Genomic DNA, 25,960 nt, shown 5'->3' with positions numbered 1-25,960 from the left:
ACTGAAAAAGTTCCTTCCTCCACTATATGTATTCCATACTTCGATAAGAGTTGAAGTTTTTCCTATCTATAATGTTCTTAAATATAGCAATAGTCATCCGATTTCAAAAGAAGGCTGGATGAAAATTTTAACGATTGGAGCATTTCAAACTGCAGGTGTGATGGGCTGTATCTTTTTAAGCTTACGGACAATTACAGCAAGTGAATCCTCTATTCTAACGTTTACGAATCCTTTGCTTGTAGTCATCTTCGCTACACTATTTACGAAAGCTCGTTACCGATTGTATCAATGGTGTGGTGTTTTCTTGGGGTTAATTGGTGTTACGATTACAATGGGTATACAGATTGAAGGGAAAATCGGCATTCTTTTTGGTATTCTTTCAGCTGTTTTTTTGGCAATTGCGACACTGCTGGCTAAAAAATGGGGAGTTTTATTTGATATATGGGTGCTATCTGCCTATCAAATGCTTTTTGGTGGTTTACTACTTTTATTGGCGAGTTTTGTGTTAGAACAACCATTTTTTACTATGAATGTTCATTCGGTATTCATTTTATTATGGCTTAGCATTTTCTCGTCAATTGTTCAATTTGCAGGCTGGTATTATCTTTTACAAAATAGTGATCCTTGTAAAACGGGGGCACTGAAAAAGTCCATATCATCTCACATTGCTAGGTATTCAACGATTAAATTGTTGAATACCTAGCTTTTTTCATTCGGCACTGTGAAACTACTGTTGTTTTCCGAAGCATTCCGCTCGCTTTCCGCGGGCGAGCGCCGAGCCTCCTCCTACGCTTCGCTTCGTGCGTGGTCTCGTCTGTCTCGCTTTCCCGCAGGAGTCGAGCGATGCTTCTCCAAACAACGCAATGTATCAACCTATTATTTTAGTCATGCTTTCCTTTATAATAAAAAATTAATGTGCAGGTGGTGCCCCCGATGAAATGGAGAAAAAAATCATCAACAGTCAAACGATTATTGTGGATGCCACACATACAAAAGCACGTTACAACAAAAAAACGCCTAAACAATTTTTACAAGAGAAATCAAAAAACGCTCGAAAAGCTGCCTACAAAATTGACGAATCGATGAAAGATAGATTCTCCGCAAAAACTAACACTAAAAAAATATCCGCGGAGAGTCGAGCCGTGGAAAGTAGACAGAGCACTGTGCCAGTTTATACATCTAACTGAAAAACTTCTTTCAAGCCAGTTCTCCCTTTTTCGGTAACTTTAATGGCACGAATAGACGGGACACGAGTCACCCAACCCAAATTTAATAAATGTGCAAGTATCCCTGACCAAGAGCTCCAGCTAGAGATAACGTCGTTCACTCCAATCCAAACATGCAGGGGAAAATGATCGACGCTTTCTTTTTAAATCATCTAAATCAAGGCCGAATTCTGTGGAAAATTGTGTGCCTTCAGATGTTATGAGAAACTGTTTTTCCTCTAGTTTTAAATAGCCCGCGTTAAGCAATGAATCTGTTAATTGAACACCTAGTTTACCAGCTAAATGGTCATAGCAAGTTCTTGCACCTTGTAATAATTTCATTTGGCTTGATTGTTTTAAAGAACGTACTTCAGGGGGTGGAGAAATCACTAAGAAGGATTCGAGTAAATGAGCAATTTCTTCGTCTGCTAATTGAAAATATCGATGACGACCTTGTTTCTCTACTTTAACAAGTTTACCATCTACTAACTTTACAAGATGAAAGCTAGCAGTCTGGGGCTTAATGGCTGCCATATAAGCTAATTCACTGGCAGTATGAAAACGACCATCCATCATACTAGCAAGCATTGTAGCTCTTGAAGTTTCTCCAAGAAGAGAAGCGATTTCAGCCATGTTTGGATTAATACCCATTTGTCACAATCCTTTCTGCATTCCATATTTCGATTTTCGTAAAAGTATTTATCGTTTACAATAATACATAAAAAGGTGGGAGTAAATAGTTATGAAAACATATTATGCCGTAATTTTTACATCACAAAGAACAGACGAGGATGGAGAAGGCTATGCCAAGATGGCAGAAGTGATGGACGAACTAGCACAAAAGCAGCCTGGTTTTCTTCGTGTAGAAAGTGCTAGAAATGCTGAAGGGAAGGGCATTACTGTATCCTATTGGGAATCGTTAGAGGCTATTCAGGCATGGAAAGAAAATTCAAAACATCTGGTTGCACAGAAATTCGGAAAAGAAAAATGGTACATGCAATATAATGTGGAAATTTGTAAAGTTATAAATGATTATTCTTTTACAATGTAATTAATCGAGGCATTGGAATCGCCCAGTTTCGTGAAAATTAAAGAGCGTGCTATTATTTATCCTCTCCAAGTAACGGCTTGGCGAGGATTTTTTTATACAGTTGCTCGATATATCATAAAGTGATATATTAATTAATGATATATCGTTTTATGATATACTGGAGGTGTAGACAATGAAATCATTAGAGCAGTTAACAGATTCTGTTTTTTATATTATGGCTGTCTTCACGGAGCCTCGACATGGCTATGCGGTCATGAGTTTAATAGAGGAGACAACAAAGGGTACTTTCGTAGTTGGTCCAGCATCCCTTTATACAATTATTAAAAAACTATTAGCTGAACAGCTTATTCAGCTACACGATGATTCGGATTCTCGTAGAAAGGTCTATGTCTTAACAGATAAAGGTCGAGAAGTATTGCTCGAAGATATTGAACGAAGAAAGATCATGATTCAGCTGGCAGAGCAGGGACTAAAAGGAGGTAAAAATAATGAGAAATAAGAGATATATGGCATCATATGGTTTAGCTTTTTTTGAGGAGCGCGATATGAAAAAATTAAGCGAAAAGGCGGCAAAGGGCTGGCATTTAAAAAGATTTCGATTTGCGGGCTATGGGCTAGAGAAGTGTGAACCAGAAGACGTTATTTTTAGTATTGATTATCGTAAATTACGGAAGGATGAAGAAGAGGAGTATTTTGAGCTATTTGCTTTCGGTGGCTGGACACATGTTTGTTCTAGTGCAGATATGCATATTTTTAAGGCAGCACCAGAAACTACACCCATTTATAGTGACACCGAGTCTTCTATTGATAAATTAGCGCGTCTTGCAAAGCCTGTAAACCTAGCAGCATCCATTGCTCTTGTCATAACGATGGTTTTGTGGGTATTTATGACATTTACCACTGGGACAATTCAACACATTGCAGAGCAAGGATTTACATATTCCTTTGTTTTTACTGTTCCAGCAGTGATGACATCTGGTGGAGTTTACTATCATATGTGGAAAAACCTTCGATTAAAATCCAAGCATATATAAGAACGAACAGCTGAAGCTTATTAGCTGTTTTTTTCATGTTGTGGAAAATTATTATGTCAATGAAAATATGCTATTAAATAAAGTAAGGGTGTTCGGCAAAACAAGGGGATTGATTTCCGTTCCGACTTGGCGCTTACCAAGCTGTTTTCTTAAAGGTTGTTGCTATTTCAATTAACGGAGCAGGTTAGTGAACGTAGAAATGATTTTATGCGTAGGTTACTAATTACTAAAGAGGTGGTTTGAAAATGAAGCTGAGAGTGTTGTTTGGTATTTTTCTTATAATTAGTTTGACAGCTTGTTCATCAACCAAACAAACTGATATTGCAGATGAGGTTATCTTCTATGGTGAGGGAGAACATTGGGATGTAAAGTATATTTACAATCCTGAATTGTATGATAAAAAAAAGTAAATTGGGTTGAAATCGAATTGAAAGATTTAGAACTATCGCAGGGGGATTTACATAATATTGACATTAAGTTTGAAGGTAGAGATGGGCTAATTACAGGTAATGTTGGAGATATGGTAACAAAAATTAAAGGGAACGTTATTTCATTTTTAGTTGGTACTGTTAATAACGAAACATATAAAGAGGATGAATATAAAATCAAAATAAAATTCAAAGATAAACAAGATGTTATAAGATTGCAGTTATTGAAATAACTTGGTGCTTTACTCGATGAACGTTGAGCTGCTTAGACAGCTCTTTTTTATTATTGTACTAACGGTGCAAGTTTGTTGAAGAGCATTGTTTAATTTGTGTTCAACAATCGGGTCATAATGTGGAATAATAAAATTTGTCATTATTTTAATGTGTAGTAGACTTAGTAATTACATTTTTTTCCTCCAATTTACTTGGAATGAATTTTTTTAAACAAAGAGGAGAGTCAATATGGAAGTAGTATATTTTGCAGGTGGATGTTTATGGGGAGTACAAGCTTTTATAAAAACTTTACCTGGGGTTAAGTTTACAGAAGCAGGAAGAGCTAATGGAACAAGTCATACACTTGAGGGTGATTATGATGGGTATGCCGAATGTGTAAAAACAGGATTTGATCCGACAGTTGTAACAATCAGGGAATTAATGGGGTATTTATTTGAAATCATTGACCCATACAGTTTGAATAAACAAGGACAGGATGTTGGCGAGAAATACAGAACAGGAGTATATAGTGAAAATCCTGAACACTTAGAAGAGGCAAAGGCGTTTCTTTGTGAGAGAAATGATTACGACCTTATTGTTGTTGAAGTATTACCTCTTACAAACTATATAAGAAGTGCAGAAGAACATCAAGATAGGTTAGCTAGATGTCCAAATGATTATTGTCATATTCCAGAAGAAATATTAAGTAGGTATAAGTAGGGGAGATTATTAAAAGATGGTTTATGGGATCTATAGTTTTCAGAAATGCTTTACCTTATTATAAGGGGAACAGAACTGTTTAATCATTTTCAACGTTCGGGCGCGATTGTTTAATTAGCGTCTCTGTTCTTATTAAACTAAAGAAGGATTTACTAAAGACCAAGTTCATCTACTAAATGCGTAGAATGAACTTGGTCTTTATGTATTAACAGCAACAATCTATAAGAAAACAGCCAATAAAAAAACCAATCGTTTTAATTATTTTTTCAAAACGATTGGAATATTTCAATGTAAAATGACGGCGGATATCACCTGAATCGGAAAGTAGTTTGCATGGGATGTTAGCCTAAGCACAAAGCCTATTCCAGACGCAATTATGCCGAGGTATAATTGATAGTGGTGAAATTCAGGCTTTCTTTTTTGCCGGGTATCCGATAAGGATCGCGATGCTCCCGCAGATTCCTATAAGGATTGGATAGAAAGAGTATTGCAGCATGCTCACTGGCGATATTCCAGCTACGCTTGCGGCTGCTAGGAATTGGGCTCCGTATGGTAGAAGGCCTTGAATCGTACAAGAGAAAATATCTAATATACTTGCGGACTTTCTTGGCTCAATCTCATACTGTTCAGCAATATTTTTTGCAAGTGGACCAGCAATTAAAATAGCAATCGTATTATTGGCTGTAGATAAATTAGTTAGGCCCACAAGGCCGGCAATCCCAAATTCAGCACCCTTTTTCGATTTTATTCTTCGTGTCGCAAGGTGAAGCAGAAAGTCAATTCCTCCGTTAAACTTAATAATCTCCACCATTCCAGCTATTAATATCGCAAGAAATGCCATTTCATACATGCCTGACATTCCTTCGCCAATCTTTTGCAAAAGGCTCATTAAATGATAGCTACCATCTGCTAAACCAACAGCCCCGGCGAGAACAATCCCAAATGCTAGAACAAGGAAAACATTCATTCCAACTAACGCAAAGATAATAACTAACACATAGGGAACAATTTTTACCCAACTATAGCTTAAATGCTCTACTTGTGCTGTCGTTTCACCCATTGTGATTAACCCTAAAATAATGCTCGTTACAATAGCTGCCGGTAACACAATCCAAAAATTCACCTTAAATTTATCCTTCATTTGTGCGCCTTGTGAACGAACGGCAGTAATTGTTGTATCTGAAATAAAGGATAAATTATCGCCAAACATCGAACCTCCAACAATCGCCGCCATTACTAAAGCCATGGAAAACTCTGTATGCTCGCTTATCCCAACTCCAATTGGCGCCAGTGCAACAATTGTTCCTACCGATGTACCCATTGATAGGGAGATAAAGCAGGCAATGATGAACAAGCCTACGACAAGCAGGTTTTCCGGAATGACCGACAAAGCAAAGTTAACAGTGGAGTCCACTGCCCCCATACCTTTTGCTACCTCTGAAAAGGCCCCAGCCAAGAGAAAAATAACAACCATCAGCATGACATTTAAATTTCCTGCGCCTTTGCAAAAAATATCAACCTTTCGCGAAAACGATTCTTTTCGATTCATCGCCAGAGCCACAGCGCCCGAAATGGCAATGGCTACAATGACAGGAAAGGCATAAAAATCACCTGTAATAACCCCTGAGCCAATAAATAAAATCAAAAAAACAACAAATGGGATCAGTGCCCATGGATTCTCATTCTTCATTGTTCTACCTCCAAAAATTAAAAAGGGACACGTCCTTAGCCCATTTTTTTACATAAAAAAGACCTCATCTTGAAACAACAAGAAGAGGCCTTATATCTATAAAACGCTCCTCTTATCTATCAAGCCATTGCTTGCTGGATTTGGCACAGTAACTTAAATCACTAAGTTCCGCTGCCGAGATATCATCGGGCCAGTCCCTCCATCTCTCTTGATAAGAAGCAAAAATATTATATTTTTTTCACAATAATATTAGAATAAAATAAAAAATCAATATTTGCAACATATTTTTAATCAAAGTATAAAAAACTCTCGGAAAAGTCAGCGTTAAGGCGACCAAAGAGTAAAGTGCTAAATTATGGGTATTGAGATTTGAGCGTATTGGTGGAGAATGGAGAGGGTCATTTCACCAGCTTTAATTATTTTTAACGCAGCGGAAGTGTAATTTTTCTCCAGAATTAAAGCTATTACAGAATTAATAACAGCTGTAGGAAGAAAATCTTCAGCAGTGAAATAATTTTTTATTTTGTTACTTAAACAACGGTCCACTGCAGCTGTTCGAGTTTTGGTTACAACTTCATTTTCATCAATAGCTTTTTCTAAATCGGGACTTATACCATACTTTCCTTCAATTTTGTCAAAATCCAGACCTACAGCTTGTCCAAATTCATTCATCACTATCGCTTGTTCAAATACAAATTCAAGTGCTTCAGCTAATTCTTGTACTTGCTGTTCATCAACTTCTGTGTTTGCCTTTTTGTTTTTCGCCAATGTTGTTGGTGAAAAGGCTGATATTACTAAAGAGAATACAAGTAGAGACGCTATTACTTTAGTTAGAAGATTCTTCATTCTTTTTTCTCCTTTTTGTTTTCATTTTTTTTAAAACTGAATAGTGAATTAAAAAACGTAAAAACAATTACAACCCATATGGAAAAGAAAAAGTTATAACGAAAATTCCAACTACCATGTCTGAAATAATCCCAGACCGGTAAAGTTATAAATAGTAATATGAAATGAATAATATATATGTGTTTTCTGATAAACTCCATATAAGTCACCTCAAATGAAAAACTGAATTATACAATTACTAATTTACATATTATTGGAAAATGTTTTGGTGCTTCGGAAGTATTAATTTGATCCATACTGGCACCTTTTGATGAAATGTGAGTTTTTGTTAGAGAGCTGTAGCTAGACAATACTTAGGGTGTGTTTTGATAATTAATGAAAAATTATCAAATACTTGTATTATCTTTTTTAGTTTTTAAATTACTATTTTGTTTTTCTAGGTTTATCAAATGCCCAATCGAAAAACATTAATATTATAGTAAGTATAAAACTGTGAAATAATTTATCAATAATCAACCAATCTCCAAAAATAAAGTAGTTTGTAATTAACAATATACAAAATGCAATTAAGAAAAATATTAAATAAAATGTAATTTTTTTCACTGAAGCTCCTTTTTAAAACCAGCCTTCTTCCTCATAGATACAAGTAACTAGCCAATATGTTATTTAAGCCGTTATTCCAACGATATTACCCCTTACTCCGGCTTTAAGTATTCTCTCAGCAGCACTTTTATAATTCTTTTCTTTTATATAGTTAACAATTGTAACCATTGCTGTAACACTAAAATATTCTTGATAAGCCGCCTTAATTTTCCTTTCTATACAACGATCAACTGCAGCAGTTCTTGCTTGGATTACTGAAGAATTAGGTTTAACAAGTTCTTCTAATTCAAGTATAACTTGATCATCAGAACCGTATTTTTCTTTTAATAATTTAAAATTAAAGTCAACAAAGTCACCATTACTATTTTTATATGCAGCTTCTTCAAACATGAATTCTAGTTCCTTTGCTAATTGATCAATTTCCTGTTGACTAGGTTCGTATGTTGCTTCAACAGTGTGAGTAAAACTAATAGGGACTAATAGTAATGTGAAAATAATTGTCATTATTAATCTTTTTGTTTTCATAATCATTCTCCTTTACTTTTTCCCCGGGTATGTTATTAACATACCATTAGCTGTAAAAATTTAAAAATCAACTTTTGTTTATAATTGAACAAAAATTGATAAAATTCAGAAAAAATACTCTTCTTGGAGCTTGAAATCACAGATTGAGGAATAGATCTTGAAGTATTGCAGAACGGACAGGTTGTTAGTTGAGTTAATAGAGGGTGGTTCACTTTGAGAATAGCTACAAAGCAGAAATATTTAATGAAAAAATGGAGCGAGTAATTATTACTCATGTGTGTGAATGTAGAGTTAGCCGTAACTTCATCAGCATCGCTTTAACAAGTAGAAGAAGGAGGTTAAATAATGATTAGTTGCATATTGGAAGTAAGAAAAACCCGAGATTTATTGAAAGTTATTGTTACCGAAGAACAGTAGTTTTTCCATACTATATTAAATTATATTACTTTTGAAATTGTTAAAAAAGATGGACGAGTATTTAAAAAGAAGATTTGCTTTTTACCTAAAAATGATACGGATTTAGATACAGATGAAGAGTTGGTCGATGAATGGCTTCGAAAACCTGGTGATGAAGTCATTGCACATGTAATTGATCATAGTGAATCATTTACGATTTGATTAGAGCTTGGAGGAACTACCGTTGAACCCTGAAACTCTTTTATGTAGAATGTTGCTCCTTTAGCTACATAACGAAAGGACTCCTTTTTTCAAAGGAAGCCCCTAAATACAATACTACTTTGACCAATCTATTGAAGCTTTTCAAAAAGGAATTTATTTTACCAAAGAGCGCGATCTTCTGAAAAAAAGCCTAAAACATTTGAGGTAAAAATTCAGTCATAAAGCGTTGATTTTTACGTAGCCATATTTTTAAAATCATACGATGTGTTAGAAGGCGTTGCCTTTTATGTGGTCTATTCTTTGTCTCTATTAAACTTTGCAGTAGAATACAAGTTTCTGTTGCAAATGCTTGAGGATCAACGAGGACATCAAGCTTATAATCAATTAATTGAGCTGCTTGAACCTTTGCAAGCAATTGTGCAAAGCGTGTATTCATTTCTGGAAAGTTTTCTTCGAGTTCTAGGTCGATTAAAGTATAAAGTGTTTGTTCAATTTCAGCTTCGAGTGCTTGTAATTGTTCAATGGATGGCTGTGTCAAAAAATCACCTCTAGCTTCTTAAAATGCTGCTACACAAGGAAAAAGCCAAGTGCCGCGAAAAGTAAACCGAATAAAACTGTAGTGCATATATAAATAATCGCTTGTCTCCATTTTTTCCGCTCCAAAAGCGTCAAACATTCAAAACCGAATGTTGAAAAAGTCGTATAAGCTCCTAAAAAACCAAGCCCTATAAAATGCCATATCCAATCACTTGGATGTAATGCAAATAGAAAGCCAAGGGCAAAAGAACCCGTTATATTGATCAAAAATGTTGCCCATGGGTATGTATGGACAATCAATTTACCTAGATAAAATCTCGTTAGTGCACCCAAAAATCCACCGATACCAACAACTATCATACGATGCGCCCCTTTGCTAGCTTAAATCCTAGCCATGCACAAGCTAAACCGCCAAAAACACTCATTAAAATATAAAGAACAGCTTGTAGCCACTTACTATCCTGCAAAAGTAATAGCGTTTCTAAAGAAAAAGTCGAAAAGGTCGTAAAGGCTCCAAAAAAGCCGGTCCCAATTCCTAAAATAACAGGCGTACGCTTTGTAAACGTAGTAAATAGCCATGCTAAACAAAAGCAGCCGATTAAGTTTATGCAAAGTGTCGCAAATGGAAAACTACCGTTATTTGAAAGTGCTAAACCGAGGCTATATCGACAGATGGCACCCAAAAATCCGCCAATCCCAACAGCTAAAAATGATTTCAACGTAAAGACTCCTTATTAAAATGTCTATATGGAAAAGTGTATCACGTGATAATTATTTTAGATATGTTTCAGTTCAAAAATATCAAAGAGATCTCAAACATTATAGCTTATACTGTTTTACCAACTTTGGTTCAAATGTTTTCGTTCTATAGTTTATTTTGACTTCTTGAATATTATTTTATTATATCGCCGATTAAGATTCTTATAATTTCTGCCAAAATACGCCGTAGTTAATGTCCCTATATCATCTCTTAATATGTATATAACTAACAAGGAGGCATAATTATTAGGATTCAAACACTAATTACACCGTTGACTGAAAATCCGATAACGGTTAATCCGTTGACGGAAAATCCATGAGGGGAAAACCCGTCACTACTAATTAATAATTAATTACTAAATAATAAATTACTAAATAATTATTGTTGTTGTAATTGTTATAGGGCTGGGGGCTTAGAAAGCACACCGTAAAATTCAAAACAGTAAACGACATTTCAGCTTAGTGTTAGTGTCTCTTATATTCAACTTGCTAAGGACGGAGTTTGTGGCATTGGCATATTACTAGTACACCGATAGATGTTATAGTGAGCAAAAATCTCTATATTTGCTATTCGAGAGGGGAAAGACTAGTTAGATTACAGGCTGCCGCTTGTACTCAACTCCCTTTTCTGGCTCGCAACGGTTAGCGGTTCTTTGTTTTTTTTGTGAAGTGGGCGATAAATTAAAGTTAGGTGATAAATTTAGAAAGTTGGTTGATAAATTTAGAAAGTTGGGCGATAAATTTAGAAAGTTGGGCGATAAATTAAAAAAGTTGAGCAATAAATTAAAGTTATGCGACAAATCACAGAATTGTTCCGATAAATCTTGAACTTGTTCCTATAAATCGTGGAATTGTTCCGATAAATCAAAAATTTGTTCCGATAAATCTCAAGATTGTTCCGATAAATCGATTTGGACCCTATCGAACTGGCTTTGTTCGCTAGGGCCTTCCAGAACTTTTCAGCAGGTGTCCAAACATCCGCTGAAATCGTAGTATTTAATTCTAAATTTCTGGATTTACTTCTTGTTTCTAGATTGTAAATTTAGCAATTCGTTACTTTAAAGCGTTAATTATTTCCTGAAAAACCTAAAAAATAACAGTAAGTTGGTTGACAAATATTTCTAAAGTGTGATAATCTTCAAGAACACTATAACAATCTTAAGTAAAGGAGGGCATGACGATGTTAATTTTATCAGTATCATATCAAAGTACAACTGCATACATTGTCCATGTCTTCTAACTTTTTATTTTGCGTTGCAAATAAAGGGCATGGGTAACTCCTGGCCTTTTATGAAGAGACACATGCTCTTTTTTTGGGTATGTGTCTTTTTTGTTGCAAAAAAGGGTTGTAGTGACAATAAAAAAGGAGTGTATGTGTATGCGAAACGAAGTACAAAAAATGATTTTCATCAAGGTATTTCTGGATAGTGGGTAGCACAGCTTTAACAGCACTAGAGAAAGAAGGTTATAAAGTATGTTTGATGTTTTAAGTAAATTAAGCTGGTTTTTTAAGAAATACTGGAAGCAATATACAATAGCGGTCGTGCTATTAATGATAGCAAGTGGCTTAGAAGTTGTTCCACCGTATTTACTAGGGTCAATAATTGATATATTGACTGCTGGAGAAATGACGCCAGCTCTTTTAACGAAGTATATTTTGATTTTTGTGTGTATCATGATTGGGGGTTATGTCCTTAATTTTGTGTGGCAATTCAGATTATTTGAAGGGGCTATTAACCTAGAGAAAATTTTACGTCGAAACCTTATGCAGCATTTTTTGCGCATGACACCAACTTTTTATGAGAAAAACCGTACCGGAGATTTAATGGCACGTGCGACGAATGATTTAAACGCAGTGTCGTTGACTGCTGGCTTTGGGATTATGACACTGATTGATTCCACAATCTACATGGGCTTTATTATTTTTGCCATGGGTTTTATGATTTCGTGGAAGCTTACTTTTTTTGCAATGCTGCCAGTGCCGATCATGGCCATCTTAATTCAATATTTAGGGAAGATTGTGCATGAACGCTATATGAAGGCGCAGGATGTTTTTGGAGAGTTGAATGATAGTGTTCTAGAGTCGGTTGCAGGTGTGCGAGTTGTACGGGCATACGTACAAGAAAAAAAGGACGAAACAAATTTTGCGGAGATGAGCGAGGTTGTGTATGAAAAAAATATGCATACTGCAAAAATTAACGCATTATTCGGACCGATTACAAAGGTCGGTACTGGGATTAGTTATGTTGTAGCGCTTGGCTATGGTGCTCATCTAGTAGCGGCAGATGCTATGACAGTTGGGCAGCTTGTAACGTTCAATGTTTACTTGGGGCTAGCAGTTTGGCCAATATTTGCAATTGGTGAACTAATAAATGTGATGCAGCAAGGTAACGCTTCTCTTGATCGTGTACAGGAAACGCTAAACTATGAGGCGGATGTTCGGAATATTGCGAATCCACAAATGATTATGACACCAAATGCGATTGGGTTTGAAGATTTAACATTCCAATATCCAATGAGTCAGGTGAAAAATCTCCAGCAAATTTCGCTGTCATTGAAAAAGGGGCAAACTCTTGGAATTGTTGGTAAAACAGGAGCGGGAAAAACGACCTTCCTGCGGCAATTATTACGCGAGTATCCAATCGGCGAAGGACAGCTATCGATTGATGGAGTAGATATTACTGCACAAACGAAGGAACAGTTACTCGACTGGATTGGTTATGTTCCACAGGATCATGTTCTATTCTCACGTACCATTCGTGAAAATATTTTATTTGGGAAAGAAGATGCTACACAGGCTGAATTGCATCAGGCGATTCGTGCAGCATATTTTGAAAAGGATTTAAAAAATTTACCAATGGGTCTTGAGACACTTGTTGGTGAAAAGGGTGTATCTCTTTCAGGTGGTCAAAAGCAACGTGTTTCAATTGCGCGTGCTCTTATTAAAGACCCTGAAATCTTAATGCTTGATGACTCGCTTTCTGCTGTAGATGCCAAAACAGAGGCACGAATTATTGAAAATATACAGCGAGAACGACAAGACAAAACGACGATTATTACTACGCATCGTTTATCAGGAATTCAGCACGCCGATTTAATTATCGTGCTAGATGAAGGCCAAATTGTAGAGCAGGGAACACATGAGCAGCTTCTTTCACAACAAGGATGGTATAAAGAGCAATTTGACCGTCAGCAGCTAGAAGGAGGTGCCTCATGAGTACGAGTCAACGTTTAACACGCTATGCAATGTATTTTAAAAAACCAATACTACTTGGACTATTTTTCTTAACAATTGCCGTTTTTACGGAGCTTGTTGGGCCGTTTATTGCGAAGCATATCATTGATAATTACATGACAATTGGCCGCATTGAATTAAAACCAATTGCGTGGCTATTAGTTGTATATTTACTTTTAGCAATAGCTACAGCTGTTTTACGCTATTTTATGTATATCTATTTACAAATGGGTGCCAACCGTGTTGTACAAAAATTACGTAAGGATGTATTTGAGCATATTCAAACCTTGCCAATTCAATACTTCGATAATTTACCAGCAGGGAAAATTGTAGCCCGTGTAACGAATGATACTGAGGCTGTTAGAAATTTATATGTTCAAGTACTTTCAAACTTCGTTACGAGTTTAATTTCTATTGTGGGTGTTTATATCGCACTCTTCATTTTAAATTGGAAAATGGCGTTCCTAGCATTGGCTATGGTACCAGTCGTTTATTTATGGATGATTTTATACCGTAAAGTTGCTTCGAAATATAATGATGTTATTAGAACGAAAATTGCCGATATTAACGCAATGATTAATGAATCGATTCAAGGGATGACGATTATTCAAGCATTCCGTCGTGAGCAGCAAATGACGAAGGAATTTGATGACATGAATAATGAGCATTATGCTTATGAACGTAAGCTGCTCTTCCTTGATTCTGCAACATCTTTCAACCTTGTTAATACATTAAGACTTCTTATGTTTACGATCTTTATTTTCTACTTTGGTACACAGTCATTTACGGCAACGGAAGTTATTTCTGCGGGGACATTATATGCCTTTGTCGATTATTTAACGAGATTATTTAATCCGATAACGAATATCGTCAATCAATTCTCTCAGCTTGAGCGCTCACTTGTTGCAGGAAAGCGTGTCTTTGAAGTGTTAGATATTAACGGGGAGCCGGTATCTGAAAAAAGTTTACCTAGATATAAAGGAAATGTGGTGTTCGAAGATGTTTCCTTTGCTTATAAAAATGATGAATATGTATTAAAAAATCTATCATTTGAAGCACACCAAGGTGAAACAATTGCCTTAGTAGGTCATACAGGGTCCGGGAAAAGTTCTATTATGAACTTATTGTTCCGTTTCTATGACCCATCTAAAGGAAAAATTACGATTGATGGAATTGATATCACCTCGGTTCCTCGTCAAACAATGCGTGAACATATGGGTATTGTTCTGCAGGACCCATACTTATTTACAGGTACTATCGCTTCGAACGTCAGCCTGAATAATCCTAAAATTTCACGTGAAAAAATAGAAACCTCATTAAAGGCTGTTGGTGGGGAACGTGTTTTGGCGAACTTGCCAAATGGCTATGATGAGCCTGTTATTGAGAAGGGGAGCACACTGTCATCTGGACAGCGTCAGTTAATTTCCTTTGCGCGTGCGCTTGCCTTTGACCCAGCTATTTTAATTTTAGATGAGGCTACTTCTAATATAGATACGGAAACAGAGGAGATTATTCAGCATGCGATGGATGTCCTGAAAAAAGGACGTACAACATTCATTATCGCTCACCGACTTTCTACTATTAAAAATGCAGATCGTATTCTTGTCTTAGATCGAGGTAAGATTGTTGAGCGTGGCACACATGATGAGCTATTAGAACAGGGCGGCATTTACGAAAAAATGTATCAAATGCAGGCGAATTCATTGCAATAATAATTTAAATGGTTATAGGGATAATGGTATAAATAAAGCCCCGCTTTTTTGGAAAAAGCGGGGCTTTCTATTTAAGATTTTACATTTTTAAAGACATTGACAAAAAAGAACAGCACTGAAATTGCCACTGCGATACCGCCACCAGATACAAAGAGCTCAAATAACCAGCTCGGTACATCTATATGAACCATCATCATACCGACCAAGAGGAACGGTAATCCAAGATTGTAGAACCAAAATTGTGCTTTGGCCAGTCCTGTCTCGGCTGCATCTTTATATATTGAATAAATTAAACCGATTAAACCAGTTGTCAGCCAACCTACTACACCGATGTGTGCGTGTGTCGCCGTCCATTCGAGTTGAATTGTATAATGCATAAACAGTCCAAACGCCAAAACAATCACTAAATATAAGACTGAAATCTTTATCCATTTAGCACCCATTTATAAACAACTCCTTTCCCGAAATGATTTAGCTAGCTACTACAGTTTATTCTTGTCGAATAAAAAAGATGACATATTATTCTTTGTAAAATAAAAAAGTGTTTTATTGTAAAATGCTAAATTTTTCCGTAGAATTAAGGCATGAAAAGTAGAAATTTGCAAACTGGAGGGTCTATGAAAAAGAAAAAATTTTTTTTAATGATTATTTTAATGGTCTGTTGTACGCCAATCACCTTTGTTGTGAAGGCAAGTGCTAGTGAGCAAACAATGACAACGAAAGTGAATAGTGTAATTTCTAAAAATTGGAAGAACAACGAGTATAGCATTACTGTACGAGATATAGAAACAGGGAATGTCCTTTACAATAAAAATGGTGATAAGATGATACGCCCTGCTTCTACGCATAAACTTTTAGTTAGCGCCGCTACATTGGATTTACTAGGACCTGATTATCGCTTTGCTACAACGACATATGTTGATGGACCAATTGAAGATGGTGTTCTTCAGGGTAATATTTATTTACAAGGTGGGGGAGATCCAACGCTTTTACCTAGTCATTTAGAATCGTTTGCCAATGGGTTGAAAAAAATGGGTATCTCGAAAATTACAGGTTCCTTAATCGGGGATGATACTTGGTTTGATGCAGATCGTTTACCGAAGGGAATTGTACCTCAAGAAGAGGATCAACCTTATGCTTCGCGTATTTCGGCATTAACGATTTCGCCAAATGATCAATATGATATTTCAACTGTGCAAGTGAAAGTGACAGGCTCAAAGGCCGGCACTGCGGCTAATGTTCAGCTTGTTCCGTTTGCAAGTACTATTCCGGTTGTTAACAAAACAAAAGTTGTTAAAAAGGGCGAGAAAAGTACTGTGAAAATTACAAGAGAATACGGTACAGAGCGTATCGTTGTAACTGGTAACTTACCAGCAGGTTCACAGAAAAGTACATATGTAACTGTCTATAATCCAACTCTATATACACTTGATGTATTTCGAGAAAAATTAGTAGCAAAAGGTATCCAAACAATGCCTCTTGAAACAGGGAAAGTACCTGAGAATGCACAGCGTGTAGGTAATTCATATTCAAAACCATTACAGGATATTAACTTTAAGTATTTAAAGCTAAGCATTAATGGCATGGGTGATATGTTTACTAAACAACTTGGACGAGAGTTACTTGGGGAAGGAAGCTGGTCGGCTGGCATTCAAGCGATTCGTACATATGGTAGTGATATTGGGCTTGATATGGAGCAGTGGTATTTTGAAGATGGTTCAGGTTTAAGTCACAAAAATCGAGTAAACAGTATGCAAGAAAGTCTATTATTATATAAAGTTCGAAGTAAATCCTGGTATAACTCTTATTTAGATGCATTACCGCATGCAGGAAGAAAGGGCAGTCTTGTTGGTGCGACTTTAGAAAATCGTATGAAGGGCTATAGTGTTTCTGCTAAAACAGGCTATATTACTGGAACATATTCTTTGAGTGGCTATGTAAAAGGAAAAAGTGGCAAGTGGTATATCTTTAGTATTTTGACACAGGCCAATAAAACTTCAGCTATCCCAACCATTGATGAAATTGTTAAGCAGATTGCAAACGAAATGTAAGGATGCTGAACAATTTGTTTAGCGACAATTGGTTTAAGGTTACAGTAAATGAATATTATTATTCTACTTTGTACAAGCATGTGCAAAAGTGTATGATGATTAATCTTATAATGACGTCTGCAAAAAGGCTCAAGACACTGTTAAAGCTGTCTTGAGCCTTTTTCTACTGTTATTTACAAAGCAAATGCGTCAGCTAATCTGCAGCCTTAATTGGTCGTGAGATGAATGGGGATGAAGATTGCTAATTTCGTATAAAACATAGTGGGATTATGTAAGGCGCTTTTTCATAAATTTAGCTGACACTATTGAATGAGGGATAATTTACAAATAGAGGAATACTTTGTCGTACATTTAGTAAATACTAGTGTACGTCTTTTTTTCGTCCAATATGCATATAATTAGGCATATTAACTTTTTTCCAACTTAAAACGTCAAAAAGAGGGGCAAATTTTGCAAGAGAGGACTTATGTATGGAAAAAAACAAGACACGCTCTAAGGGAAAAAAGAGCAAAAAGAAAATTTGGCTTTGGATAGTAGGTAGCTTATTATCAATATTTTTAATTTTTATAGGTACTGCTTATTACACTATCCAAAAAACAATGAATAAAATAAATACACCACTAATTGAAACGACAGGTGATGACAATAAAGAACAAAAAATAGTTACGAAGAAAGACCCTTTTTCTGTGTTATTGCTTGGAGTAGATCAACGTAAAAATGATAGTGGACGTTCAGACACGATGATTGTTATTACAGTGAATCCTGAAAAACACACGATGAAGATGCTCAGTATACCTCGAGATACTCGTACAGAAATTATTGGTCATGATTCCGTCGATAAAATCAACCATGCCTATGCATTTGGAGGCGTCCCAATGGCGGTGAATACAGTGAAGCATTTTTTAGATATACCAATTGATTATTATGTGTTTATTAATATGGAGGGCTTCCTGCAAATTATCGACACGATTGGTGGCGTAACAATTGATAATGACATGGATTTAACCTATGACTCTTATCATTACCCTAAGGGGGAGATAACGTTAGACGGTGATAAGGCACTGATTTTTTCACGTATTCGTTATGAAGATCCCCGTGGTGATTTTGGTCGTCAAATTCGCCAACGACAAATTATTGAGGCGGTTCTGAAGAAAGCCTCGACGACACCTTCTATATTATTAAAGGCTACAGATATGCTTGATGTAGTAGGAGAGAATGTTCGTATGAATTTCACAATGAAGGACTTAATCCAACTACAAAGTATTTATAAAAAAATGGATGGTAAAATTGAGCAGTTATCATTTAAAGAGGGAAATGGCAAAAAGATTGACCACATTTGGTATTTCATCCCTGAAGATACAGAACTAGAAAAAATAAAATCGGAATTAAAAGCCCATTTGCAATAAATTCTAAGGAGTGAAAATTTAAATGAATATGGTAGCTGTAAATCTTTTGACAATGAAAGGAGGGACAAAAATGAATGGGAGGACCCAGGTGCTTAGGTATACAGCTCTAAATAATTGCATGCAAAGCTATGTACCTAAGCGTAAAGTTCAAAAAAATCCAGTCAATTCAACTATGCGACATTTACAACTATTGTGCTTAAAAATTTTCATGTAAAACATAAAAAATCATTCAGGTAGGGTGCATGCCTAGTTGAATGGTTTTTTTTATTTCATCAAATGTTTGAAATATCAGAAAATTTGGTGTATAATTATATTAGAAATGGTTGAGGGAGTGATTGTGATGATTATAGGCACAATTTTATTAGTAGTTGCACTACATACCGGTATTGTTTTAGCAGTAGACTTGTTTACTGAGCAGCATCACTCTTCTACGCAAAGTAGCCATTCTTAATCGAAAAACAAAAGTATAGAATGATCTAGACAAAGTTATAAAATAGCTTTGTCTATTTTTTGTGGACTTGAAACAAATTATGTGATTAATTCGTCAATATACTGTAGAAAATGTTATACTATAAAAAAACAGTATCGGGGAATGAGCATGCAAGAAGAGAAAACAAGTTTCAAAAAAGAATTAATATCCTATCTTAAAATTATTGTGATTACAGCTATAGTTGTTTTAGGCTGTAAGCAATTTTTATTTGCACCGATTAAAGTGCAAGGCGCTTCTATGTACCCAACTTATCACGATAAGGATATTATAATTGTAAGTAAAATGAGTAAAATTGATCGCTTTGATCAAATTGTCTTTCAATCACCAACAGAAGATGAACTATATATTAAACGTGTGATTGGTTTACCAGGTGATACAGTTGAGATGAAGGACGATGTTTTGTATGTAAATGGCAAAGCTTACAAGGAAGATTATGTGAATCGTCAAACAGATGATCCTAATCAATTACGTATTACAGAAAATTTCACGTTAGAGCAATTACTTAATGAAAAAAAGGTACCTGAGGGTAAGTATTTTGTACTTGGGGACAACCGTTTAAAAAGCTCCGATAGTCGCCATTATGGCTTAATTTCTAAAGATGCCATCTATGGTGAAGCTAAATTAACAATATATCCGTTTAATCGTTTCCATATCGGTCCAAAATAAAATAAATTTGGTCCTTCAGTGATAAGAGGCTACGTTGGTAGCCTCTTTGTTAATTTATTACTTTGCAAACTTTATAAGAGGGGTAATAGACACAAACTGTTGAATTTTCAACAGTTTCTTTTATGGGGATTTGCTGTTTGCTCAGACTAGGAGAAATGATTGCTGGCTTATCGATTGAGAGCTCTTCTATTACTGGTTCTACACCATAAAACAACATTAAAAAATAGCATACTAAACCTAATATACGCAAACAATCACCTCACAATGTTCTGTTATATTAGTATGTATGGTCAAACTTTAAAAAATATAAGTAAAATCTAAAATTTCTCTTTTTGAAATGATTTTTTATTACGTAAGCGTTTGCATTTCAATGATTGAAAGTGCTATAGTGGATCGACTTTGTGGGTGACAAGGATAAGAGAGATGAAAATAATAATAAAAAAATTGTTGTCATGGAAAATTCGATATGCTAATATAGCTAACGTGAATATTTGATCTGTATAACCTCAATGATATGGATTGAGGGTCTCTACCAGGAACCATAAAATCCTGACTACAAAAATTTGCTTTATTTTTGTAGTCAGGATTTTTTTTATTTAAATCTCCCTACAAAAATGAAAGTGTAAATGAAGGGTGATTATTATGAATTGGAGAGTATATATTCTTGCCGCTACTACCTTTGCAGTAGGATTGGTGGAACTGATTGTTGGTGGTATATTACCAACAATTGCAAAAGATTTAAATGTGTCCTTAGCAACAGCGGGACAATTAATTACAATATTTGCTCTTGTCTACGCAATATCAGCGCCTGTCCTTTTATCATTAACCGCAAAAGTGGAAAGGAAGCGCCTTTATCTTATTTCTTTATTTATTTTTACTTTAGGTAATCTTATGACGTATTTTAGTACGACATTCTTGATCGTCATGATTGCTAGAATTTTCACAGCGATGAGTACTGCATTGGTCATCGTCTTATCCTTAACGATTGCAACAAAAATTGTTGAACCAAGACATCGTGCAAGAGCCTTAGGACTTGTTTTCATAGGTGTAAGTTCGGCACTTGTCATCGGTGTGCCAATGGGGATATTTGTGTCAGAAGCATTTGGTTGGCGGACTGTGTTCTTAGGAATAGCGCTTCTTTCCACTGCATCTATGATTCTTATTGCGTTACTGCTTGAAAAAATGCCAGTTGTGGAAGTTGTCCCATTAAAGGCTCAAATTAAATCATTAGCAAATTTAAAAATCTTTAGTGCACAATTAACAACACTGTTTATGCTGGCTGGTCATTATATGCTTTATGCTTATTTAACACCATTTTTAGTAGAATCATTTGATATGAGTGCCTCTTGGATTAGTATTTGTTATCTAATCTTTGGAATAGCATCTGTCAGTGGGAACGCTCTAGGTGGTTGGCTAAGTGACAAAATTGGTACTGGGAAAGCCATTTTAATTATTGTATCTACATTTGCCGTTGTATTATTTATTCTTCCATACACGATTGTTGCTTTACCGCTCTTTTTAGTTATGACAATTTTATGGGGTGCGCTTAGCTGGGCACTTACGCCTCCATTACAAAATTATTTAATAGAAACTGATCCAAAAACATCTGATATTCAACAAAGCTTAAATACAGCTGCATTACAACTTGGTATATCCATAGGTTCAGCTGTTGGTGGAGCTATGTATGCTGTTACAGGATCAGCTACGCATTTAGCTAGCTTCGGTGCCATTTTAGTTTTATGTGCTCTAGGCTGTGCCATTTTCTCTCTAAAAAGAGCGCCAGGTTTACAGGAGACTGAGCTAGGGTTGAAATCGGTTCACAACAATTTATAGTTTAGAGTGGCTCATCACCAAAAGTTGTGATGACATTTGTTCAAACGTATGTCATTTATCTTCATTCAGTAGAAGGCTCTTACCTCTAAGGGAGTGAAATGAATGAGGATGTGGTTCTCTTTCAGAGGGTGGAACCTGCTGCTTAAGCGGCTCATCGGACGCCCCCAGGAAGCTCTGCTCTGCGCGAAAGCGAAGCGTCAGCGGCAAATGTTTTATCTGTGCGAAAGCGAAGCGACAGCAACAAATGTTTTATCTGTGCGAAAGCGAAGCGACAGCAACAAATGTTTTATCTGTGCGAAAGCGAAGCGGCAGCGATAAAAGCGCCCAGCCGGAACGGAAATCAACCACACGTTAAGGTGTTGAACTTTTAGAGTGGATTTTTTGGATGGAATATCCAGAAAATACTGCTGAAAAAGAAGGACAATGATATATATATATATATATATATATATATAGAATGTAAGTTTAGAGGAGGTTGGTAAATCCTCCGGCGGATGTCACGGAATCGGAAAGGAGTTCTTTGTGCAAGCACAAAGCCGATTCCGGACGCAATTATGCCGAGGCATAATTGATCAGAATTTAAAGGATCAAATGTGAAAATTGTTGCAACGATTGACCAGACGCTTTACCGAAATGTGGGTGCTATTATTTTATATGAAGAGGATTCACATACTTTATCTGTACGAAAACTAAAACGAAAAATCTCTGATCAATATATACCAACAGACGAACTCGAAAACTTTATGTTTGACTCTCAAGCAGATGCTATAAAGTTTACTCATAAGCTTACTAGAATGAGTGCACTCGATTATTTATTAGTCACGAATAAAGAGAGACAACTAGAACAATAAAATAATTGCAAGGCTTGCCTATAAGGAGTCTATGCATGGGACGAAGGACATTTGGAATAGTCATATTCCAAATGTCTTTTTTTAGTGCTCACATAGCTAGTAAGAGGAGGTTCTTTTGTCCAATAGGGCTTCATTGTCATCGCGAATTTATCTGGTGAAGGTCAGTAAGGATGAAAAAACCCCACTGATTAAAGTTTCATTTTATCTTATATGTTCACCTATTAAACAAATATTTAATTTCTATATCGATTATTATCATACTGGAATAGGGCAAGGAATAGATTGTTGTAGTTAAAGTATTTTAGGGGCTCGAGTAGATAGAGAGTCTGATGATTCAATACTATTTTTAGGACATATAATTTTTACTCCGCCTAAGATAGATATTTCAAAGGGGTCTACTGATGGGAATCTAACTTATTAACTAATAACCGGCTCATCACCATAAAGTAGGTTGATTTCCGTGCCTACTGGGCGCTTTCATAGGTGCGTTCCTTTAAGCTCTTGGGCTAAAAGGATGTTGGTCTCGAAGGTATTATCACAGGATGTGTTTCTCTACCGGCACGAGGAGGCTCATCTGTGACGCCGATTCCGGACGCACTTATGCCGAGGCATAAGTGATCGAATGTATTCTCAACTTTTGGTGATGAACCTAATAACAGCATTTTCTCCTGAATTTAGTCAGTGAGAAGGAATTCAGTATAGAGTGGTTGCTGTGAGTTACTTAATTGGCATGATTGTCTAATAATTTCAAATGGAGGGGGAATCGAATGTCAGAATATCATCAACAATCATCAGCTGAAGTTATGAGAACTTTGAACGTGACAGATCAAGGATTGAGTGATTTTGACGTTCAAAAGAGGCAAGAAGTATACGGCTATAATGTATTAGAGGAAGGGAAAAAAACAAGTGCATTTGCCGTTTTTTTTGGACAGTTTAAAGATTTATTAGTCATTATTTTACTCATCGCTGCTTTCGTTTCATTTCTATTAGGGGAAGTAGGAAGCACGGTTGTGATTATGATTGTCGTTATATTAAACGCTATCCTAGGCACTGTACAGCATGTTAAGGCAGAACAGTCTTTGGATAATTTAAAAGCCTTAACCTCTCCAATTGCCAAGGTAATGCGAAATAATCAGTTAATAGAGATTTCTTCGGAAGATATAGTCGTTGGAGATCTTCTTTATTTGGAGGCTGGCGATTATATCAATGCAGATGGGAGATTATTAGAAAGTCATAATTTGCATATCAATGAAAGCTCGCTAACAGGTGAATCAATCGCTGTAGCGAAAAGTATCGATGCTATCAAGGAAAGCAATGTAACTGTTGCTGATAAAAAGAACATGGTATACTCTGGAAGCTTCGTGACAACTGGTCGTGGTATTGTCATGGTTACAGCTATCGGAATGCAAACTGAAATCGGCAAAATTGCAAATTTACTAGATACTGCGAAAGAGAAGAAAACACCCTTACAAGTAAGTTTGGATCATTTCGGAGAAAAATTAGCTTTAGGGATTACGTTAATCTGTTTAGCTATTTTCGTGATTGACCTTATTAGAGGACGTGCGCTTGTAGAATCGTTTATGTTTGCTGTTTCACTTGCCGTTGCAGCAATTCCAGAAGCATTAAGCTCAATTGTTACCATTGTGCTAGCTTTTGGGACACAAAAAATGGCAAAGCAAAATGCCATTATTCGAAAGCTATATGCTGTTGAAAGTCTTGGAAGTGTATCTGTCATTTGTTCAGATAAAACAGGAACATTAACTGAAAATAAAATGGTTGTACAAGAGGTATATGTGGATGAAAAAGTTATTCCACATGATCAGCTACACACTAGAAATACTGTTGAGAAAGATCTTATGTTAAAGGCAATACTATGTAGTGATGCTGTGGAACGGGACGGTAAGGAAATCGGGGATCCTACTGAGGTTGCACTTGTAAAATTAGGGAAGCAATATGGTTTTGATGAATTACTGGTAAGAGATCATTATCCAAGAGTGGCCGAAATCCCTTTTGATTCAGATAGAAAGCTCATGAGTACTGTAAATAATATCAATCAGCAATCTATCATGATTACAAAAGGAGCACTAGATGTCCTTCTTCCTAAAATTGTGAAAATAGAAACTTCACATGGTATATTTAATATTACAAAACAACAACGCCAAAAAATCGAAGCGGTAAATCGCAATTTTTCTATGAATGGGTTAAGGGTGCTAGCAGTTGCCTACAAAGAGGTAAAGGGAAATCAAACAATCGATGTAAGGGCTGAAAAAGATTTAATCTTTGTTGGGTTAGTCGCGATGATGGATCCTCCAAGAAAAGAATCTAAAGGTGCTGTTGAAAAATGTATAAAAGCTGGTATCAAACCGGTGATGATTACAGGGGATCATAAAATTACGGCAACGGCTATTGCCAATCAGATCGGGATTTTAAATGATCCCTCTGAAGCGATTGAAGGGCATGAAATAGAAGGCCTAACAGATCAACAGCTTCAAGAAAAGGTTAAAGATTTTTCTGTTTATGCCCGCGTAACACCCGCTCAAAAGATTCGTATCGTGAAAGCGTGGCAAGAAAAAGGGCATGTCGTCGCCATGACAGGGGATGGTGTTAATGATGGCCCTGCCCTAAAACAGGCCGACATTGGTGTGGCAATGGGAGTTACCGGCACAGAGGTAGCCAAGGATGCCTCCTCTATGATATTAACGGATGATAATTTTTCAACGATTGTTAAGGCTATTGCAAACGGTAGGAGTATCTATACGAATATTAAAAACGCTATTTTGTTTTTATTATCTGGGAATGCGGGTGCTATTTTTGTTGTTTTATATGCAACAATATTAGGTTTGCCAGTTCCTTTTGCGCCTGTGCATCTATTATTTATTAACTTACTAACGGATAGTTTACCGGCGATTGCAATCGGCCTAGAGCCGAATAACAAAAAAACAATGAAGGACAAGCCTCGAAATATTCATACACCATTATTAAATAAAGCATTTACTACTCAAGTGGTCCTCGAAGGATTACTAATTGCAATTTCTACAACGGTTGCCTTTGAAATCGGATTGTCAACGGGAGACACTTTAACGGCGAGCACTATGGCATTTACAACTTTATGCTTGTCACGATTAGTGCATGGCTTCAACTCCAGAGCTAAAGAGTCAATCTTCGCCATTGGGATATTTTCGAATAAATATACTTGGCTTGCATTCTTAATCGGTTTTTTAAGTTTACACGCAGTATTGTTTATTCCAATGCTTACAGGTGTGTTTGAAGTGGCAACATTAAGTACCGCACAATTAGGCTTTATTTATAGCTTGTCTGTGCTACCGTTCATCGTGAATCAGTGGTACAAGCTGTTGTTCGTGAGAAGACGATAATGAGGAAAAAACATTGAAGAGGCTGGGACATAACTAGCTTCAATTAGTGAGAAATCCGAATTTGAATTCATTCAAATTCGGATTTCTCTATTTTTTATGTTGTCTCCAGATAG

The 25,960-nt window shown here is 36.1% G+C and carries 22 protein-coding genes, 3 pseudogenes and 2 riboswitches; of the genes and pseudogenes, 17 read left to right on the top strand and 8 right to left on the bottom strand.

What is annotated here, in order from left to right; all coding sequences use genetic code 11:
* Nucleotides 1–76 precede the first annotated feature (76 nt).
* Both ACQKNC_RS00125 and ACQKNC_RS00120 read left to right on the top strand, forming a co-directional pair.
* Nucleotides 77–703: pseudogene (locus ACQKNC_RS00125) on the top strand (DMT family transporter); the annotation flags it as partial.
* Nucleotides 704–938: 235 nt separating this feature from the next.
* A pseudogene (locus tag ACQKNC_RS00120) lies at nt 939–1,133 on the top strand (IS5/IS1182 family transposase); the annotation flags it as partial.
* Nucleotides 1,134–1,171: 38 nt separating this feature from the next.
* Here the strand turns inward: ACQKNC_RS00120 and ACQKNC_RS00115 are convergent.
* Nucleotides 1,172–1,856, bottom strand: a pseudogene (locus ACQKNC_RS00115) (ArsR/SmtB family transcription factor).
* A gap of 91 nt (nt 1,857–1,947) precedes the next feature.
* On the opposite strand from ACQKNC_RS00115, the gene ACQKNC_RS00110 reads away from it, so the two are divergent.
* The 6 genes from ACQKNC_RS00110 to ACQKNC_RS00085 all read left to right on the top strand — a co-directional run bounded on the left by ACQKNC_RS00110 (nt 1,948) and on the right by ACQKNC_RS00085 (nt 4,651).
* Nucleotides 1,948–2,256: an antibiotic biosynthesis monooxygenase family protein gene (locus ACQKNC_RS00110; protein ID WP_427422890.1), complete on the top strand. Its 309-nt coding sequence runs from the start codon at nt 1,948–1,950 to the stop codon at nt 2,254–2,256.
* A gap of 172 nt (nt 2,257–2,428) precedes the next feature.
* Nucleotides 2,429–2,755 (top strand): PadR family transcriptional regulator, encoded by a 327-nt coding sequence (locus tag ACQKNC_RS00105; RefSeq protein ID WP_427422889.1) that lies wholly within the window; start codon nt 2,429–2,431, stop codon nt 2,753–2,755.
* Nucleotides 2,745–3,290: a DUF2812 domain-containing protein gene (locus tag ACQKNC_RS00100; RefSeq protein WP_427422888.1), complete on the top strand. Its 546-nt coding sequence runs from the start codon at nt 2,745–2,747 to the stop codon at nt 3,288–3,290. Before ACQKNC_RS00105 ends, ACQKNC_RS00100 begins: the two co-directional genes overlap by 11 nt.
* 245 nt (nt 3,291–3,535) lie before the next feature.
* Nucleotides 3,536–3,700: a hypothetical protein gene (locus tag ACQKNC_RS00095; protein WP_427422887.1), complete on the top strand. Its 165-nt coding sequence runs from the start codon at nt 3,536–3,538 to the stop codon at nt 3,698–3,700.
* Nucleotides 3,701–3,717: 17 nt separating this feature from the next.
* The gene (locus ACQKNC_RS00090; protein ID WP_427422886.1) at nt 3,718–3,951 is read left to right on the top strand and encodes a hypothetical protein; all 234 of its coding nucleotides are present in this window, start codon (nt 3,718–3,720) and stop codon (nt 3,949–3,951) included.
* Between the two features lie 229 nt (nt 3,952–4,180).
* Nucleotides 4,181–4,651, top strand: coding sequence for a peptide-methionine (S)-S-oxide reductase (locus ACQKNC_RS00085; protein WP_427422885.1), 471 nt, complete (start codon nt 4,181–4,183; stop codon nt 4,649–4,651).
* Between the two features lie 406 nt (nt 4,652–5,057).
* Here the strand turns inward: ACQKNC_RS00085 and ACQKNC_RS00080 are convergent, their stop codons facing one another.
* The 6 genes from ACQKNC_RS00080 to crcB (ACQKNC_RS00055) all read right to left on the bottom strand — a co-directional run bounded on the left by ACQKNC_RS00080 (nt 5,058) and on the right by crcB (ACQKNC_RS00055) (nt 10,189).
* Complete coding sequence (locus tag ACQKNC_RS00080) at nt 5,058–6,341, bottom strand: Na+/H+ antiporter NhaC family protein (protein ID WP_427422884.1); 1,284 nt, start codon at nt 6,339–6,341, stop codon at nt 5,058–5,060.
* 109 nt (nt 6,342–6,450) lie between these two features.
* Nucleotides 6,451–6,559: riboswitch (SAM riboswitch) on the bottom strand.
* A gap of 130 nt (nt 6,560–6,689) precedes the next feature.
* The gene (locus ACQKNC_RS00075; protein WP_427422883.1) at nt 6,690–7,187 is read right to left on the bottom strand and encodes a hypothetical protein; all 498 of its coding nucleotides are present in this window, start codon (nt 7,185–7,187) and stop codon (nt 6,690–6,692) included.
* Between the two features lie 666 nt (nt 7,188–7,853).
* Complete coding sequence (locus tag ACQKNC_RS00070; protein ID WP_427422882.1) at nt 7,854–8,315, bottom strand: hypothetical protein; 462 nt, start codon at nt 8,313–8,315, stop codon at nt 7,854–7,856.
* A gap of 808 nt (nt 8,316–9,123) precedes the next feature.
* The gene (locus ACQKNC_RS00065) at nt 9,124–9,471 is read right to left on the bottom strand and encodes a hypothetical protein (RefSeq protein ID WP_427422881.1); all 348 of its coding nucleotides are present in this window, start codon (nt 9,469–9,471) and stop codon (nt 9,124–9,126) included.
* A gap of 29 nt (nt 9,472–9,500) precedes the next feature.
* On the bottom strand, nt 9,501–9,830 hold the full coding sequence (gene crcB / locus ACQKNC_RS00060) for a fluoride efflux transporter CrcB (RefSeq protein WP_427422880.1): 330 nt from the start codon (nt 9,828–9,830) through the stop codon (nt 9,501–9,503).
* Nucleotides 9,827–10,189: a fluoride efflux transporter CrcB gene (gene crcB / locus ACQKNC_RS00055; RefSeq protein ID WP_427422879.1), complete on the bottom strand. Its 363-nt coding sequence runs from the start codon at nt 10,187–10,189 to the stop codon at nt 9,827–9,829. The genes crcB (ACQKNC_RS00060) and crcB (ACQKNC_RS00055) overlap by 4 nt, the downstream gene beginning before the upstream one ends.
* 1,514 nt (nt 10,190–11,703) lie before the next feature.
* Between crcB (ACQKNC_RS00055) and ACQKNC_RS00050 the strand changes: the two genes are divergently transcribed.
* The gene (locus tag ACQKNC_RS00050) at nt 11,704–13,446 is read left to right on the top strand and encodes an ABC transporter ATP-binding protein (RefSeq protein ID WP_427422878.1); all 1,743 of its coding nucleotides are present in this window, start codon (nt 11,704–11,706) and stop codon (nt 13,444–13,446) included.
* Nucleotides 13,443–15,176, top strand: coding sequence for an ABC transporter ATP-binding protein (locus ACQKNC_RS00045; RefSeq protein ID WP_427422877.1), 1,734 nt, complete (start codon nt 13,443–13,445; stop codon nt 15,174–15,176). The genes ACQKNC_RS00050 and ACQKNC_RS00045 overlap by 4 nt, the downstream gene beginning before the upstream one ends.
* Nucleotides 15,177–15,247: 71 nt before the next feature.
* Here the strand turns inward: ACQKNC_RS00045 and ACQKNC_RS00040 are convergent, their stop codons facing one another.
* The gene (locus ACQKNC_RS00040) at nt 15,248–15,619 is read right to left on the bottom strand and encodes a hypothetical protein (protein WP_349658265.1); all 372 of its coding nucleotides are present in this window, start codon (nt 15,617–15,619) and stop codon (nt 15,248–15,250) included.
* Nucleotides 15,620–15,793: 174 nt separating this feature from the next.
* Here ACQKNC_RS00040 and dacB point away from each other — a divergent pair, with 174 nt between their 5' ends.
* The 7 genes from dacB (at nt 15,794) to ACQKNC_RS00005 (ending at nt 25,847) form a co-directional block, all read left to right on the top strand.
* The gene (gene dacB / locus ACQKNC_RS00035; RefSeq protein WP_427422876.1) at nt 15,794–17,227 is read left to right on the top strand and encodes a D-alanyl-D-alanine carboxypeptidase/D-alanyl-D-alanine endopeptidase; all 1,434 of its coding nucleotides are present in this window, start codon (nt 15,794–15,796) and stop codon (nt 17,225–17,227) included.
* 470 nt (nt 17,228–17,697) lie between these two features.
* Nucleotides 17,698–18,633, top strand: a complete 936-nt coding sequence (locus ACQKNC_RS00030; RefSeq protein ID WP_427422875.1) for an LCP family protein — start codon at nt 17,698–17,700, stop codon at nt 18,631–18,633.
* Nucleotides 18,634–18,973: 340 nt separating this feature from the next.
* Nucleotides 18,974–19,084: a transcriptional regulator gene (locus ACQKNC_RS00025; protein ID WP_427422874.1), complete on the top strand. Its 111-nt coding sequence runs from the start codon at nt 18,974–18,976 to the stop codon at nt 19,082–19,084.
* A gap of 147 nt (nt 19,085–19,231) precedes the next feature.
* On the top strand, nt 19,232–19,789 hold the full coding sequence (gene lepB / locus ACQKNC_RS00020) for a signal peptidase I (protein ID WP_427422873.1): 558 nt from the start codon (nt 19,232–19,234) through the stop codon (nt 19,787–19,789).
* A gap of 476 nt (nt 19,790–20,265) precedes the next feature.
* A riboswitch (purine riboswitch) is annotated at nt 20,266–20,365 on the top strand.
* A 66-nt stretch (nt 20,366–20,431) separates the two neighbouring features.
* Nucleotides 20,432–21,622 carry an MFS transporter gene (locus tag ACQKNC_RS00015; RefSeq protein WP_427422872.1) on the top strand — a complete coding sequence of 397 codons (1,191 nt, stop codon included), beginning with the start codon at nt 20,432–20,434 and terminating at the stop codon, nt 21,620–21,622.
* Nucleotides 21,623–22,215: 593 nt separating this feature from the next.
* A complete protein-coding gene (locus ACQKNC_RS00010) occupies nt 22,216–22,473 on the top strand; it encodes a hypothetical protein (protein ID WP_427422871.1) in 258 nt (85 codons plus the stop codon).
* Between the two features lie 767 nt (nt 22,474–23,240).
* The gene (locus tag ACQKNC_RS00005) at nt 23,241–25,847 is read left to right on the top strand and encodes a cation-translocating P-type ATPase (RefSeq protein ID WP_427422870.1); all 2,607 of its coding nucleotides are present in this window, start codon (nt 23,241–23,243) and stop codon (nt 25,845–25,847) included.
* Nucleotides 25,848–25,960 lie beyond the last annotated feature (113 nt).

Source organism: Lysinibacillus sp. NPDC094177 (genome assembly GCF_050279145.1).
Classification (GTDB): domain Bacteria; phylum Bacillota; class Bacilli; order Bacillales_A; family Planococcaceae; genus Lysinibacillus.
The sequence above is the reverse complement of the archived record's forward strand: the minus strand, read 5'-3'. Positions and strand labels throughout refer to the sequence as shown.

Coding starts and splice junctions, on each gene's coding strand:
- ACQKNC_RS00080 (WP_427422884.1), bottom strand. CDS start 6,341: ATGAAGAATGAGAATCCATGGGCACTGATCCCATTTGTTGTTTTTTTG.
- ACQKNC_RS00030 (WP_427422875.1), top strand. CDS start 17,698: ATGGAAAAAAACAAGACACGCTCTAAGGGAAAAAAGAGCAAAAAGAAA.
- ACQKNC_RS00070 (WP_427422882.1), bottom strand. CDS start 8,315: ATGAAAACAAAAAGATTAATAATGACAATTATTTTCACATTACTATTA.
- ACQKNC_RS00085 (WP_427422885.1), top strand. CDS start 4,181: ATGGAAGTAGTATATTTTGCAGGTGGATGTTTATGGGGAGTACAAGCT.
- crcB (WP_427422880.1), bottom strand. CDS start 9,830: ATGATAGTTGTTGGTATCGGTGGATTTTTGGGTGCACTAACGAGATTT.
- ACQKNC_RS00105 (WP_427422889.1), top strand. CDS start 2,429: ATGAAATCATTAGAGCAGTTAACAGATTCTGTTTTTTATATTATGGCT.
- dacB (WP_427422876.1), top strand. CDS start 15,794: ATGAAAAAGAAAAAATTTTTTTTAATGATTATTTTAATGGTCTGTTGT.
- ACQKNC_RS00050 (WP_427422878.1), top strand. CDS start 11,704: ATGTTTGATGTTTTAAGTAAATTAAGCTGGTTTTTTAAGAAATACTGG.
- lepB (WP_427422873.1), top strand. CDS start 19,232: ATGCAAGAAGAGAAAACAAGTTTCAAAAAAGAATTAATATCCTATCTT.
- ACQKNC_RS00025 (WP_427422874.1), top strand. CDS start 18,974: ATGATTATAGGCACAATTTTATTAGTAGTTGCACTACATACCGGTATT.
- ACQKNC_RS00110 (WP_427422890.1), top strand. CDS start 1,948: ATGAAAACATATTATGCCGTAATTTTTACATCACAAAGAACAGACGAG.
- ACQKNC_RS00095 (WP_427422887.1), top strand. CDS start 3,536: ATGAAGCTGAGAGTGTTGTTTGGTATTTTTCTTATAATTAGTTTGACA.
- ACQKNC_RS00040 (WP_349658265.1), bottom strand. CDS start 15,619: ATGGGTGCTAAATGGATAAAGATTTCAGTCTTATATTTAGTGATTGTT.
- ACQKNC_RS00100 (WP_427422888.1), top strand. CDS start 2,745: ATGAGAAATAAGAGATATATGGCATCATATGGTTTAGCTTTTTTTGAG.
- ACQKNC_RS00045 (WP_427422877.1), top strand. CDS start 13,443: ATGAGTACGAGTCAACGTTTAACACGCTATGCAATGTATTTTAAAAAA.
- ACQKNC_RS00075 (WP_427422883.1), bottom strand. CDS start 7,187: ATGAAGAATCTTCTAACTAAAGTAATAGCGTCTCTACTTGTATTCTCT.
- ACQKNC_RS00005 (WP_427422870.1), top strand. CDS start 23,241: ATGTCAGAATATCATCAACAATCATCAGCTGAAGTTATGAGAACTTTG.
- ACQKNC_RS00015 (WP_427422872.1), top strand. CDS start 20,432: ATGAATTGGAGAGTATATATTCTTGCCGCTACTACCTTTGCAGTAGGA.